This is a genomic window from Planktotalea frisia (genome assembly GCF_001890925.1).
GTDB lineage: Bacteria > Pseudomonadota > Alphaproteobacteria > Rhodobacterales > Rhodobacteraceae > Planktotalea > Planktotalea frisia.
In genome coordinates this window covers 121,053-134,546 of record NZ_MLCB01000091.1, presented here as the reverse complement: position 1 = coordinate 134,546, position 13,494 = coordinate 121,053, and the positions used below count along the sequence as shown (strand labels likewise).

Sequence of the window (13,494 nt, the reverse complement as noted above, 5' to 3'; positions counted from 1 at the left end):
CATGCGATTGGGTAATCTAACAAGGAAGCAGGTACCCTAATCGAGGTTGGTCCCATGACCCGCAAACAAACAGTTTTGACACGTCGCGCATTCTCTACCGGGGTAGGGGCGGCAGCATTCGCAGCGCCTTCTATTCTGGGCGCTCAAGAACAAGCTCCGGTTCGGCGCAACATGTCTTCGTTCCGAACGCATGCTTGGCAGGATCACTTTGATCGGCTCGGAAATGGCATCATCATTTCGGATACGGTCTCACGTGTTCTGCAGCATTGGACGGCAGACGGCGAAATGCGTATATATCCAACGTCCGTGCCGATGACAGACGAGCTGACGCGGCGCGGATACACCGAAATCGTCTTCAAGGATCCAGAGCCGGACTGGGCGCCAACACCGTCCATGCTTGAAAGAGACCCCACTCTGCCATCCTATGTGCCCCCCGGACCGGAAAACCCTTTGGGCATCCGGGCCATGCATTTGACATGGCAGTATTACAGAATCCACGGGACAAACGATACACGCAAGATCGGGCGGCGCTCATCAAACGGCTGCATTGGTCTGTTTAACGAACAAATCATCGAAGTGTATGACCAGACGCCAGTTGGCACTCAAGTCAAGCTAATCTGATGGCGAGATCCGGCATTTTCATCGCGGCGGTCCTGGTTGTCGGGGGGCGCCTGTGATCTGGCAGCAGTTGCAGCCGGTCGAAAGCTTCATAAACAGCGGCGTGAAAATGGCTGTTGCATATGTGCGGGAACTGCAGCGTGCAAACGGGATCAACTAATGGAGTGCTGGAAATGCGAATAAAGGTTTGGATCACATCCACGGTCATTGCGACGATCGGCGTCGCGGCTTGGGCGCATACTGGGGCAACGGGTGTTGTCCTCGAGCGCATGCAAGGCATGTCTGCGATGGGAGAATCCATCAAGACACTCACCCCGATGATGCGGGGTCAAGTTCCATACGATGCCGATCTGGTACGTCGTGAGGCAGACGCAATGGTCGGGCATTCGGGTGAACAGATGGCACGGCTGTTTCCCGAGGGGTCGGGTGGGGGCGTGTCCAAAGCGTTGCCGTCAGTGTGGGAAGACAGCGAACAGTTCGCGGCCCTCGCGGAAGACCTGAAAACAGCCGCAGAAGGATTGAAGTTGAGCGCAGGCAATGGGCTGGCCACAGCACAAAGCAACGACAGTGGATCAATGATGGGCGGTACAACCGGCGGGATGATGGGCGGTGGCGCTTCCTCCATGATGGGTGGAGGTATGATGGAATCGAACCAGGTCATGACGGGCGAGATGTTTGCCAACATGCCCGCAGACGCGGCGTTCACAATGGTTGCTCAGACATGTTCGGCCTGTCATCAGAAATTCCGCAAAGAAGACGAGTAAGCAAGTGCGTTGGGGGCGTTGGATTATTGGCGCGGTGGGCGTCGGCGGGATCGGCGTTGTCGCGGCAACGATAGCCTGGCCGATCGGAGCAGCCGTTACAGAGATAAGTCTGGCCGGGGATATTGACCGGGGATCGTATTTGGCACGGGCCAGCGGTTGTATCGCGTGCCACACCAACTTTGAATCCGGAGGTGCCCCGCTGGCCGGGGGTGCTCCTCTCAAGACAGACTTTGGCACCTTTTACCCGCCAAATCTTACAACCGACGCGGAACATGGAATGGGAAACTGGACCGTGGCAGACTTCGCAAAAGCAGTGAGGCAGGGTATCTCTCCTGACGGCGATCCATATTATCCGACCTTTACGTATCCGTTTTATGCAAATTTCACGGATCAGGATATTGCTGACCTGTGGGCCGCATTCCAGACCGTGCCAGCCGTGAACGTGCCAGCGCCAGCCCACGACGTCCCTTTTCCGTTCGATCAACGATGGGGGATGAAGCTTTGGAGAGCGGCGTTTTTGACGGAACCCTTTACGGCACCCGAAGCCGACAAAAGCGACGTCTGGAACCGAGGCAAGCTGCTGGTTAACGGTGCCGCACATTGCTCTGCCTGTCATACGACGCGGAACGTTGTAGGTGCACGCATTGTGGCTGAACGGTTTTCGGGCAACGATGCCCTGCCTGGAGGCGGCAAGGCCCCATCGATCCGTTCCGGCGATCTTTTGTCAGAAGGTTGGACAGTAGACGATCTGGCTTATGCATTGCGATCTGGCATCACGCCTTCGGGTGATGTTTTTGGCGGATCAATGGCCGAAGTTGTACGCTATGGAACGAGCTTCCTAAGCGATGCAGACCTGACCGCGATGGCCATCTACCTTATGGACAACGATATATAGTACTGGAAATCAACTGATGATCACGCTCAATCGCCGACAATTTCTCGCTACGTCCAGCGCATTTGCCGGGATATCGGCGTCTGCTGGTTTCGCGAATACGCCGCCAACCAACCTGATTGCACAAGAGAGCGACGTGCAGTTGCTGCCTGGTGACTATGGCAAAACTTCGCTTTGGTGCTTTGACGGGAGTTCACCGGGCCCGGAAATCCGTGTCGCCCAAGGTGGTCGGGTGCAGCGCAGATTAGTCAACCGGTTTTCCCAAGGAACTTCAACGCACTGGCACGGAATCCGGATCGACAACGCCATGGATGGCGTTTCGGGCCTGACGCAGGATGCCGTCCAGCCAGGGGATGCCTTCGACTATGACTTTATTGTCCCGGACGCTGGCACCTACTGGTATCACGCGCATAACCGTTCGTTGGAACAGGTGGCCAGGGGACTCTATGGCGCCCTGATCGTTGAAGAAGCGGAGGCCCTCGATATCGATCGGGAGGAGATTTTGATACTTGATGATTGGCGCATCAATCCCGAAACCGCCCAGATCCAGAATGACTTTGGTGCGCCTCGTGATCTCAGCCACGCGGGAAGGCTCGGAAACCTGATTACGACCAACGGGACTTTTAATCTCGCTTTGTCTGCGCGCAGGAATGAACGCCTGCGTCTGCGGCTCGTCAATGCCTCCAACGCGCGCAATTTCCAGTTGAGCCTCGATGGCCTCGACGGGTGGATGGTCGCCCTTGATGGGATGCCGTTGACTGCACCAATTAAAGTAACTGACACCATGACCCTTGCACCGGCCCAACGTATTGACCTAATCGTCGATGTAACGGCGAACGTCGGAGAAACGGCCCATATCGTTCAGGTTGGTCGCGAAGAGACTTTTAGCCAGGTCGCTTTCGAGGTCGAGGAAGGTGGCACCGTAAACCGCAGGGATGCGCCCGCGGCCCTGCCTCCGAATGACCACGCAATGGTTGATCTGCAGGACGCCACAACGCTCAGTCTGAGTATGGAAGGGGGCGCGATGGGCCGTTTGAGTTCCGCTTCTCTTGGTGGGGAAATCAAGCCGATGGGCGAGCTTGTTCAAGCCGGGTATTTCTGGTCGTTCAACGGGAAGGTTGACGGTATCGACGGCGAACCTTTCGCGCGATTGGACCGAGGGCAGAATGTGCGTTTGAAGATGGTGAACGATACGGTTTTCCCACATGCCATGCACCTGCATGGTATGCACTTTCATGAAGTGGCAGAGGATGGCACGCTCGGACCACTACGTGATACCACGCTCCTTGAACGCGGAGAGACGCGTGAAGTCGCGTTCGTGGCGGACAATCCTGGCCAGTGGCTGCTGCATTGCCATATGTTGTCACATGCGGCCTCGGGCATGATGACCAAGATCGTTGTTGGATGATGACCCGATCTGCATATCTCGGGCTTGGACTTGCGGGTGTCGCGGCGGTTGCGGCCTTCCTTTGGACTGAAATCGGCGACGCGCCCCTTTCGTCAAACTCCGCGAGCGCCGGCCCGGTCGACATAGCCGCAGGTGAGATCCTTTACGCGGAAAACTGCGCCGCGTGCCATGGTGCAAACCTAGAGGGCGAGGAAGACTGGCGCACGCCGCGCGAAGATGGAAGCCTGCCAGCTCCTCCGCACGACGCGACCGGACATACATGGCATCATCCTGACAGCATGCTTTTTACCTACACCAAGCAAGGGGGCCAGGCGACGCTCGCCGCGCAAGGCATTGAATTCAACAGCGGCATGCCGGGTTTCGGCGAACAACTGAGCGACGAGGACATCTGGAACATCCTCGCATACATCAAATCAATCTGGCCGGAGCGTGAACGCGCCGCGCAGGCCGATCGAACGGCACAGGACATAGCGTCAAAAGGAGACGGGTAATGAAGAGATTTTTAGCCACCGCTGCACTTGTGATGCTTCCCATAGCTGCGATGGCAGACGGCCTTGACGAAAACCGGATCAAGGAACTTGTGCTGGAAGCCATCCGCGAAAATCCGGGCATTGTATTCGAGGCCGCCCAATTGTTCGAAGAGCAGCAACAAGCTTTGCAGGCGCAAGCCGCAGCGGAGGTTCTCGATACTGAAAAAGCCACGCTTGAAAATGATCCAAACGCACCTGTTCTGGGCAATCCGGAGGGCGATGTCACGGTTGTGGAATTCTTCGATTACAACTGCCCATATTGCCGTAGGGTCAAACCTGAAATGGAGGCACTGCTTGCCGCCGATCCCAACGTCAGGGTCGTGTATCGAGAGTGGCCGATTTTGGGGGAGGGTTCGGTGTTTGCCGCCCGCGCGGCATTGGCTTCGCGCAATCAGGGCAAGTATGAAGAATTCCACTGGGCGATGATGCAGTTAAAGCAACGCGCTGAGGAAGCCACGATTATTCGCGTTGCGGAAGACATCGGCCTCGATGTTGCACAGCTGCGTCGCGACATGACCGCACCGGAAATTGAAGAGCACATTCAAACTTCCATGCGGCTTGCGCAGTCGCTGGGGTTCAGTGGCACACCTTCATTCGTGATCGGCGACAGTCTTGCGCCGGGTCTGATTCAGGCGGACCAGATGATTGAACTTGTCGATCAGGCCCGGGCCGCCGAATAAGGACAAGCCTACGCGGCTGAAGCGTCGTAGCCTGCGTCAACGATGGGTTGCCGCACGGCGGCTTGTTCCAATGTGCTTTGGACAGTGACGAGGCAAAGGTCCAGATCGGTCGCAATGACGCCCGATGGGTCTTTCGCCTTGATACCGCTTTCGATGGCGGATGTGCAGTGTTCACAGGTCATTTTCGGGACGGAAAAAATCATGAGGGTCTCCATTTGCAACGCGACCTGACTGTTGCTGATTCCACTGGCGGGAAGGTCAAGACACTTTTGACCGCAAAAAAATTCAGTTCCCCTCTTGAGCTTCCCGCAACTGGAAGCCTTAGATTGAAAGCGACTTGGTAGAGGATGCTTTGATGACAGGTTCCAGTTCCATACAGCTTTCAATCACCGGCATGAGCTGTGCGTCATGTGTCGGACGGGTCGAAAATGCCCTGAATGATGTGCCTGGTGTTTCGGGCGCAAGCGTGAACCTTGCCAATGAGACGGCGCGGTTCCAAAGTGATTTTCCTGCCGCCACAGGTGCCGCAATCGAGGCCCTGTCAGCTGCTGGCTATCCGGCCAGAACGGCCCGGGTCACGTTGAATGTGGGGGCGATGTCCTGCGCATCCTGTGTGGGTCAGGTTGAACAGGCCCTAAAGGCCGCGCCGGGTATTTTAGACGTGGCGGTCAATCTCGCTGCCGAAACGGCGGCTGTCAGCTATCTGCCAGATGTCATCGCACCTAAAGAAATCGCCGAGTCTAGCACGGCTGCAGGATACCCTGCCGAAGTTGCAGATACAGATGCGCAGGTCAGCCGATCAGAACGCAAGGCCGACGAGGCAAAGGCCCTGGCGCGCCGCGTCGTGTTTGCCGCTATTCTGACCGTTCCGGTGTTCATTCTGGAAATGGGCAAACACACGATCCCGGGCTTTGAGGAGTTGATTGAGCGTACAATCGGCATCCAGACTTCTTGGTTGATCCAGTTCGCGCTTGCGACGGTGGTTCTGTTTGGACCGGGTTGGGGCTTTTTTGCAAAAGGCATTCCGGCGCTGCTCAGACGTGTTCCGGATATGAACAGCCTTGTCGCACTCGGCACAGGTGCGGCATGGAGCTATTCAGTCGTGGCGACGTTTTTGCCCGACCTGCTGCCCGACGGCGTTCGAGCCGTTTATTTCGAAGCGGCTGCGGTCATTGTCGTGCTTATCCTGCTGGGGCGCTTTCTGGAAGCCCGCGCAAAGGGTAAGACCGGTGCCGCCATACAGGCGCTTTTGGGCTTGCAGGCAAGGACGGCGCGGGTTCTGCGCAACGGAAAGGCCAGCGAGGTCGAGATCGAGGCACTGCGGATCGGGGATCTGGTCCTAGTGCGTCCCGGTGAAAGGGTGCCCGTCGATGGCGACGTGACAGACGGGTCAAGCAATGTCGATGAAAGCATGATCACTGGCGAACCCCTTGCCGTTCCGAAAACGGCGGGCAATCCAGTGACCGGCGGCACCGTGAACGGCACCGGTAGCCTGACCATCGCGGCCACTCGGGTCGGGGCCGATACCACGCTCGCCCAGATCATTCGTATGGTGGAAGAAGCGCAGGGCGCGAAGCTGCCGATCCAGGGGTTTGTCGATCGTGTCACCATGTGGTTCGTACCGGCCGTTCTGGTTCTGGCGCTCGTGACCGTGGCTGTCTGGCTTCTGGTTGGTCCTGATCCGGCCCTGACCTTTGCCCTGGTCGCAGGCGTGTCTGTTTTGATCATTGCGTGCCCTTGTGCCATGGGATTGGCCACGCCTACCTCAATCATGGTGGGCACGGGCCGCGCGGCCGAAATGGGGGTTTTCTTCCGCAAAGGGGATGCGCTGCAACATCTGGATGAAGTTGATATTGTTGCGCTCGACAAGACGGGAACCGTCACACACGGTCAGCCAAGCCTGACCGATCTCATTACGACTGATGGCTTTGATCGTGCAGAGACACTCGCCCTCATCGCATCTGTCGAAGCGCAATCCGAGCATCCCGTGGCCGAAGCCATTGTGCAGTCTGCGGAAAACGAAGGCGTGTCCTGGCCGGATGCTACGGAGTTCCGTTCCGTGACGGGCTACGGCGTCGAAGCTCTGGTCCAGGGCCGCAAAGTACTTGTTGGCGCCGATCGCTTCATGGCGCAACGGGGCATCGACATTGGCCCGTTGGAAGATCGGGAACGGGCATTGGCTGACAAGGGACGTACCGCGCTCTTTGCCGCCGTTGATGGATCCCTTGCGGCAGTGATTGCTGTTTCTGACCCGGTGAAATCGTCCAGCGCCGATGTCATCCGTGCCCTGCATGATCGCGGGATCAAAGTCGCCATGATCACTGGCGACAAGAAGGCCACAGCAGACGCGATTGCCCGCGAGGTCGGGATCGACCACGTTGTGGCCGGGGTGCTGCCAGATGGAAAAGTTGCAGCGCTCCAGGAACTGAAGCAGGGCAATCGCAAGATCGCCTTTGTCGGCGATGGCATCAACGACGCACCAGCGCTGGCCCATGCCGATGTCGGCATCGCCATCGGAACCGGCACGGATGTGGCCATTGAAAGTGCCGACGTGGTGTTGATGTCCGGGGATTTGCGCGGCGTGGTGAACGCCATTGAAGTGGCTCGCACGACCATGCGCAACATCCGGCAGAACCTCATATGGGCCTTTGGATACAATGTGGCGTTGATTCCGGTCGCAGCGGGCGCACTCTATCCCGCCTTTGGGCTGCTGTTGTCACCCATCTTTGCCGCCGGGGCCATGGCGCTGTCTTCGGTATCGGTTCTGAGCAATGCGCTTCGTCTGCGCCGTATCAAACCGACGATGGCAGAAGGTGACGCGCCCCAGCAACCCGCAACGAAACTCACAACGCAGCCAGCAGAATAGGAGAACAAGGTGAATATCGGGGAAGTATCAGAACGCGCGGGCTTGCCACCAAAGACAATCCGCTACTACGAGGATATTGGTCTTGTTCGACCTCTGCGCAGCGATAACGGGTACCGCGCCTTTCGGGAGAGCGACATTCACAAGCTGGCGTTCCTGGGCCGTGCCCGAACACTGGGTTTTTCGATTGAAGACTGCCGCACGCTTCTCGACCTCTACGAAGATGAATCCCGCGAAAGCGCGCAAGTAAAATCGGTCGCGAAAGAGCATCTTACGGCCATTGACAGAAAAATCGCGCAACTCAAGTCAATGCGACAGACGCTATCGCACCTCGTTGACGCGTGCCAAGGCGATTATCGGCCAGATTGTCCAATACTGGAGGACCTCGCCAAAGGATCCTGACCTTATTTGTCTGTGGCGAGCGCGGCGGCGTCCAATGCGTTTAGAACAGCGTCAGATGTCAGGACTTCGGACAATATGATCCCGTCTGGTGCATTCGGCCCATAGACGATGTTGAAGGGTATCCCAAACCTGTTGTGAGCCTCCAGATATCGCGAAATATCGGGATTGGGCCGCGTCCAGTCGGCCTGCATTGCGACGACTTTTTCGTCTCGCAATCGGTCAACGACCGGCACTCGGTCCAGCACCAGCGTCTTGTTTGCCTTGCAGGTCAGGCACCAATCTGCGGTGACGTCGACAAAGACCGTCTGGCCCTGAGAGATCAGTCTTGGGATTTCGGAGCGGTCGAATGTGACCCAATCCTGACCAATCTCTTTTATCGTTGGCGGGGGGGTCAAGGTACCCGGAAGTGCAAGGCTGAGGACGGCAACGGCAGCCAGCGCGGCAGTTCGCGTATATCTCCCCGGCAGCCGGATAGTGGCAAAGAGAACGAAGAGCACTGCAAGTACCAGAACCGAGACGGCAACCCGGACACCCGACACGCCCATCAGGACCCAGAGCAGCCAGATCGCGGTGCCAGCCAAAAGACCGGCAAGCACCCACTTAACGACAAGCATCCATCGGCCGGGCTTGGGCAACAGTCGGACCATGCCGGGCTTCCAGGCAAACAGCAGATAGGGCAGGGACAGCCCAAGGCCCAAAGCCGTGAACACGATGATGACATCAATTGGGCGACCGGACAGGGCAAAGGCCACCGCCGTCCCAAGGAAGGGGGCTGAACAGGGCGTTGCCAGTACCGCAGCAAAGGCACCCGTCGCGAAATCCCCGATGTAACCGTCCCGAACGCTTGATCTGGCCAGCCGCGACTGTAACCCGGAAGGCAGCGAAATCTCGAATATCCCGAACAGATTGGCGGCAAAGACAGTCAGGACCAGAAACATGATTGTCAGGAAAACAGGGTTTTGGAATTGCAGACCCCATCCCACCGTGATCCCGACGGACTGCAAGACCAAAATTCCAGCGGACAGCACCCACATGAACACCAGCACGCCAAGCGCCGACATCAGGAATCCGTTCCGAACCTCGTGTGATGGTTTGTCTCCATGATTGAGAACCGATGTCAGTTTGATGGACAGGACGGGCAGAACGCAGGGCATGACATTCAGGATCAAACCACCGAGGAAAGCAAAGGCGGCGATCGCCAGTATCTGCGCCAGATCAGGCAGGTTCGCCACAAGCTCGAAAGGCGCATCCGGGACGGTATTTGACCACTCAGGCATGGCCGTCACGGCGCGTGACCCGTCTGTCACCGTAACTTGCAACAGTGGCAATTGTTCTTCACTGGCCAAGAGGGGCAATTTCGCCCAAAGTTCCGTTCCCGCGCTATTCGTTCGGATGTCCGGCTTTCCGAAGGTAAATGTCGGTCCCATTTCCGGGAATACGTCCGGGTTCACAAAGGCGTTTGCACTGCGCGCTGTGACGTAGAGCGCGCCATCGGCGATTACAGCCGTCTCGACCTCGATGTCAGCCGCATCGGGACCAAGCGGCACCCGTTCGGCAAACTCGGAGATAAGCGCAGCGGAGGCCGCATCAATTCCAGCGCCAGCCGGGATCGTCAGAGCGAGGTTGAAATCATGGGGCACGCACACGGTCGAGCAGGTTAACAGCGTGACTCCCGCCTGAAGCTCGACCGCCTGTCCGGCTGTTTCAAGAACCGCCTGGATGGGAAGGACAACACGTTTGTTGTACCCGAAATTCTCGATCCCGAATGCTGTGAAACGCTCAGGCGCAGGCCAGAGTATCTGTGCCGTCGCCAGGTTTGTCGATCCATCCCACGAGATTTCAGGCGGCAGACCGACCTCGCCGGGTGAGCGCCAATAGGCTTTCCAGCCCTCGGCCAGCTTGATGTCGAGGCCGAGTGACAAAGTTCCGGAATTCGTCGCAACGCCATTTTCGACAGAGATAAGCCGCGCTGAAATCGCCGTGTTCTCGTAAGTATCAGTTGACGCTGCGACGCTCATGGATGCCCAGAGACACGCCATCAACGCCAAAACAAGACACCACGGGGCTCGCAACATCATTTGGGGCGCTTTCGTCGTTGTTGCTCAAAAGCAGGCGCAGATCCCTGGGCCAACCTATTGGCGGCGGAATTTTTGCGACAGTTCCTAAGGCCCCGAAGGAGACGGGCATGGCAAATCCAATTAGGCTCTACACTGAAACACATACCACGCCCCAACCTTCTTCGCGTTCCAGTTCGACGATCTGTCCGATCATTTTGTCGCTGATCTGGCCTTGAACGACGGTACGACCAATCACAAGCGCAGGTGTGCCTACAAAGGCAAAGACCCGGGCAAGAGCCGCACTATTTTCCAGTTCTTGGGCAATCTCGGCGCTTTCCATGTCGGCAACCAATTGGGTGCCATCAACACCAAGATCATCCGAAAGTCGACGGAGATACTCGGGCGTTGCTTGAAATGGGCTCTTCATCAACCTCTCATGGAACGCGACGTAGGCCCCTTGTCGTTTTGCCGCTAACGCGGCTTTGGCGGCCAGGTTCGAGCTATCTCCGAGCAACGGAAGCTCATGCCATGCGACCACAACCTCGTCATCCATCTCTTGTGACATATCCGCCAGACGTTTGGTTTGCACTCGGCAGAAAGGACAGTAATAATCTGAGAACGAGGCCATCGGAATCTTCGATGCAGTCGTTTCAAGACCCCCATAGAGCGCACCACAAATATCTTCGGAAACCCTCTTCAGGGCCGCGGCTTTCCGTGCTGTCGCCTCAGCACTGTCAACGTTGCCCAAACCTACGAATGGGTCAAATCCGCCTGAAGTCTCTCCCGCCACATATTTTCGAAAACCAATCGGAGTGTCGAGCGGAACGAGTTCGAGCCTTTCGGGCAGCAAAGAGGGCACCGTACGGAGGGCAGTGTAACCCGCTAAGATCGCACCGATCGTCAATAGCGTTGATCGCTTCTTGGTGTCCATCCTCAGCCGTAAATTGGGGTCGCATTGGCGGTCAATCATACCGTCTCAACTTGCGACGCGTCAACTTTACAAACCGATACAATATTATTCGTGAAAACATAGCATTGCGGAGATAGTCAAGCGATCGGAGGTTGAGTGCAAATGCATCTTCAGCCTCTGGCGATATTGCTGTCATGAACGGATTAAAGCTTGAGCTATTCGGGAAAACAAATTGGTCTTCTCGCGGCTGCTGGGTCGGCGGCTTTGCTCTTTGCAGCTTTCGTGTTTCAGGCTTTGGGCTATGCACCCTGCGCGATGTGCATTTGGCAGCGGTATCCGCATGTAGTTGCAATCGGCATGGGTCTGCTTTTGACGATGGGGCTACCGATAATTCCACTCTTGCTCATCGGCGCAGCTTCTGCGGCAACGACTGCGGCACTCGGCGTCTTCCACACGGGTGTCGAACGGGATTGGTGGGAAGGGCCTACGTCCTGTACGGGATCCGGGCTCGACATGAGCTCAATGTCGGCCGAGGACCTTTTGTCTACCGATGGGGCATCTAACTTAGTCATGTGCGATCAGGTGGCATGGGAATTTCTAACTTTGTCGATGGCCAGTTGGAACGCATTGTTAAGTCTGGTGCTTGCGGGGCTATGGGTGTTCGCATTCGCGATGCGTCAAAGTAACAGCGCCGGGCCAAGTCTCACTTCACCATGACCCCTGAGGCTCAGTCGCCAAAAACACCATTCAAGTATCCCAATTTTACATAATAAACCCTCTGCGCCGTTTGTTCAATTATTAACATAAACTTCATTATGCGAAAAAGAACAAAAAACGAACACGGGTCCTCTTACCCTCACCGTGAGCTGAACACTAAGCAACCGCCCCCCAAAATGAGGTCTTCTTTCCATGAGACTGTTTCAAGCCATCAAGATAAGCCTCATGCGTATCAAATTGTGCGAAGTCGTCAACTCTCGCGGCTAGGTTCTTGCACTCACGCAAGTGACGCGCAGCATGGCGATACCGTTTGACCCGTGAATTTTGCAACGCAAAATCGATCAAGCCGCGTTTCAAAAGTGTGGCGGCCAGTGGATGGCGATCCTCAAGGGCGTCGGACACCGGTCCCAAAAGCTCATAGTGATTTCCATCAATCTCTGCGGCACGGTTTGTGATAAGAACTGCAGCCTGCTCAATCGCGGGCCAAGTCATCAGAAAATGGAGAGCTGTCGTGAAACTCTCAAACCCAAGCGCGTGTTCAAGGGCTCGGCTCTCTGCTTCGACGTCTTCAAAATCAGGTAGTCCGCTGAGCCATGCGCGTAGATGGTCTGCATTTAGGCTGCGTGCAAAACACGTCCACATAAAGTCACGCGCTGCTTCGGTTTGCCCCATCGCGTGCATCACGCTGATCCGGGTCACTTCCCAGTCATAGGGAATCCATCCGCGATCTTTCTCATCGGGCGCATTGATGGCCTCCCATGCTTCCTCAACCCGCCCCGCTTCAAGAAGACGACGCGCGATTTCAGCAGCAACCTGTGGTGCCTTTCGTGTCAGATCACTTTGTTGGTCAATGTAGGCGTCTACATCACCTTCGACATCCGCAATCTGCTCGAGCGCCATGCGCAGCGCGTAGTTGTTCGACAGATCAATTCCCGAAGTGGTGATCCCAGCTTTAAGGTGCTGCAATCCTTCTGAACCCAAGACTGAAGCAAGACCTGATATCAAAGTTGGATAATGCCCATAATCATCATCGGCCAAGGCCTCCAGCAACTGGTCTGCCAGGACAAGCGGGTCCGGCGCGGCAACCTCGGCCAGATCGATCAGGTCTTCACAGGCTTCGTGAAAAACTGACTGCACCTTGCCCGTACTGTCATCGCAACGTTCATAGACCCCATTCGCAAGAGCCACGAACCGCCAGATCAGATCAAACGCCCCTGCTGGATCGACCGGCCCAACTTGAGAAACGATGGCGCGTCTCTGCATGTCTAAGTCAGCCGCGAAAGCATTGCGGCCCTGCCAGTCAATAAACGATCGTGATCTTGCAATGCTACTGAGCCGCTTGCGGATCTCCCGAGCGACATCTCCGGAACCGGCTTCGCTTGCCAGCTCCAGCCTCAGCTGCCGCTTTGCGTCAGCATTACCTTTGGTGATATCAAGAAGAAGGTCGGCCAACCGCTCAGCGCCGAGCGCCGCAAGGTTCTTTGTATTCAATGTAGTCTTCGAAGCCATGCAGGAAATTTAGGTCAACAAGCAACTCGAATGCCAGCCCTCTCCCCAAGTTTATCACCACCGCAGATTTGGGAAGACCTGCCCTTCGCTGCATAGTGCATGAACTGACACAGTGCGGGACGAAGCGGCCTTTTGCTCACGCAG

The 13,494-nt window shown here is 56.6% G+C and carries 13 protein-coding genes; 9 read left to right on the top strand and 4 right to left on the bottom strand.

Annotated elements, in window-relative coordinates; translation table 11 throughout:
* The first annotated feature begins 54 nt into the window (after window positions 1-54).
* From PFRI_RS06035 to PFRI_RS06010, 6 genes are all read left to right on the top strand, one after another.
* Window positions 55-621 (top strand): L,D-transpeptidase, encoded by a 567-nt coding sequence (locus PFRI_RS06035; protein ID WP_072629812.1) that lies wholly within the window; start codon window positions 55-57, stop codon window positions 619-621.
* 170 nt (window positions 622-791) lie between these two features.
* Window positions 792-1,382, top strand: coding sequence for a c-type cytochrome (locus PFRI_RS06030; RefSeq protein ID WP_072629811.1), 591 nt, complete (start codon window positions 792-794; stop codon window positions 1,380-1,382).
* A 4-nt stretch (window positions 1,383-1,386) separates the two neighbouring features.
* Window positions 1,387-2,277 carry a c-type cytochrome gene (locus PFRI_RS06025; protein ID WP_084649620.1) on the top strand — a complete coding sequence of 297 codons (891 nt, stop codon included), beginning with the start codon at window positions 1,387-1,389 and terminating at the stop codon, window positions 2,275-2,277.
* A gap of 16 nt (window positions 2,278-2,293) precedes the next feature.
* The gene (locus tag PFRI_RS06020) at window positions 2,294-3,682 is read left to right on the top strand and encodes a multicopper oxidase family protein (RefSeq protein WP_072629810.1); all 1,389 of its coding nucleotides are present in this window, start codon (window positions 2,294-2,296) and stop codon (window positions 3,680-3,682) included.
* The gene (locus PFRI_RS06015; RefSeq protein WP_425439448.1) at window positions 3,682-4,173 is read left to right on the top strand and encodes a c-type cytochrome; all 492 of its coding nucleotides are present in this window, start codon (window positions 3,682-3,684) and stop codon (window positions 4,171-4,173) included. The genes PFRI_RS06020 and PFRI_RS06015 overlap by 1 nt, the downstream gene beginning before the upstream one ends.
* Entirely contained in the window at window positions 4,173-4,892 is a 720-nt protein-coding gene (locus tag PFRI_RS06010) for a DsbA family protein (RefSeq protein ID WP_072629808.1), read from the top strand. The genes PFRI_RS06015 and PFRI_RS06010 overlap by 1 nt, the downstream gene beginning before the upstream one ends.
* A gap of 8 nt (window positions 4,893-4,900) precedes the next feature.
* Here PFRI_RS06010 and PFRI_RS06005 read toward each other — a convergent pair whose 3' ends face one another.
* A complete protein-coding gene (locus PFRI_RS06005; RefSeq protein ID WP_072629807.1) occupies window positions 4,901-5,095 on the bottom strand; it encodes a heavy-metal-associated domain-containing protein in 195 nt (64 codons plus the stop codon).
* 152 nt (window positions 5,096-5,247) lie between these two features.
* Here PFRI_RS06005 and PFRI_RS06000 point away from each other — a divergent pair, with 152 nt between their 5' ends.
* Window positions 5,248-7,758: a heavy metal translocating P-type ATPase gene (locus tag PFRI_RS06000; RefSeq protein WP_072629806.1), complete on the top strand. Its 2,511-nt coding sequence runs from the start codon at window positions 5,248-5,250 to the stop codon at window positions 7,756-7,758.
* Between the two features lie 9 nt (window positions 7,759-7,767).
* On the top strand, window positions 7,768-8,157 hold the full coding sequence (cueR, locus tag PFRI_RS05995) for a Cu(I)-responsive transcriptional regulator (protein ID WP_072629805.1): 390 nt from the start codon (window positions 7,768-7,770) through the stop codon (window positions 8,155-8,157).
* Between the two features lie 2 nt (window positions 8,158-8,159).
* Here the strand turns inward: cueR and PFRI_RS05990 are convergent, their stop codons facing one another.
* Together PFRI_RS05990 and PFRI_RS05985 are read right to left on the bottom strand one after the other, a co-directional pair.
* Window positions 8,160-10,175 (bottom strand): protein-disulfide reductase DsbD family protein, encoded by a 2,016-nt coding sequence (locus PFRI_RS05990; protein ID WP_084649624.1) that lies wholly within the window; start codon window positions 10,173-10,175, stop codon window positions 8,160-8,162.
* 187 nt (window positions 10,176-10,362) lie between these two features.
* Window positions 10,363-11,184 carry a DsbA family protein gene (locus PFRI_RS05985; protein ID WP_245812289.1) on the bottom strand — a complete coding sequence of 274 codons (822 nt, stop codon included), beginning with the start codon at window positions 11,182-11,184 and terminating at the stop codon, window positions 10,363-10,365.
* Window positions 11,185-11,334: 150 nt separating this feature from the next.
* Here PFRI_RS05985 and PFRI_RS05980 point away from each other — a divergent pair, with 150 nt between their 5' ends.
* Window positions 11,335-11,841 (top strand): disulfide bond formation protein B, encoded by a 507-nt coding sequence (locus PFRI_RS05980; RefSeq protein WP_058314090.1) that lies wholly within the window; start codon window positions 11,335-11,337, stop codon window positions 11,839-11,841.
* 156 nt (window positions 11,842-11,997) lie between these two features.
* Here PFRI_RS05980 and PFRI_RS05975 read toward each other — a convergent pair whose 3' ends face one another.
* A complete protein-coding gene (locus PFRI_RS05975; RefSeq protein WP_072629802.1) occupies window positions 11,998-13,350 on the bottom strand; it encodes a DUF6880 family protein in 1,353 nt (450 codons plus the stop codon).
* Window positions 13,351-13,494 lie beyond the last annotated feature (144 nt).

What these genes read in the sequence shown, in the direction of transcription:
- PFRI_RS06035 (WP_072629812.1), top strand. Translation starts at nt 55, where the DNA reads ATGACCCGCAAACAAACAGTTTTGACACGTCGCGCATTCTCTACCGGG.
- PFRI_RS06030 (WP_072629811.1), top strand. Translation starts at nt 792, where the DNA reads ATGCGAATAAAGGTTTGGATCACATCCACGGTCATTGCGACGATCGGC.
- PFRI_RS06020 (WP_072629810.1), top strand. Translation starts at nt 2,294, where the DNA reads ATGATCACGCTCAATCGCCGACAATTTCTCGCTACGTCCAGCGCATTT.
- PFRI_RS06015 (WP_425439448.1), top strand. Translation starts at nt 3,682, where the DNA reads ATGACCCGATCTGCATATCTCGGGCTTGGACTTGCGGGTGTCGCGGCG.
- PFRI_RS06010 (WP_072629808.1), top strand. Translation starts at nt 4,173, where the DNA reads ATGAAGAGATTTTTAGCCACCGCTGCACTTGTGATGCTTCCCATAGCT.
- PFRI_RS06005 (WP_072629807.1), bottom strand. Translation starts at nt 5,095, where the DNA reads ATGATTTTTTCCGTCCCGAAAATGACCTGTGAACACTGCACATCCGCC.
- PFRI_RS06000 (WP_072629806.1), top strand. Translation starts at nt 5,248, where the DNA reads ATGACAGGTTCCAGTTCCATACAGCTTTCAATCACCGGCATGAGCTGT.
- PFRI_RS05990 (WP_084649624.1), bottom strand. Translation starts at nt 10,175, where the DNA reads ATGAGCGTCGCAGCGTCAACTGATACTTACGAGAACACGGCGATTTCA.
- PFRI_RS05985 (WP_245812289.1), bottom strand. Translation starts at nt 11,184, where the DNA reads ATGATTGACCGCCAATGCGACCCCAATTTACGGCTGAGGATGGACACC.
- PFRI_RS05975 (WP_072629802.1), bottom strand. Translation starts at nt 13,350, where the DNA reads ATGGCTTCGAAGACTACATTGAATACAAAGAACCTTGCGGCGCTCGGC.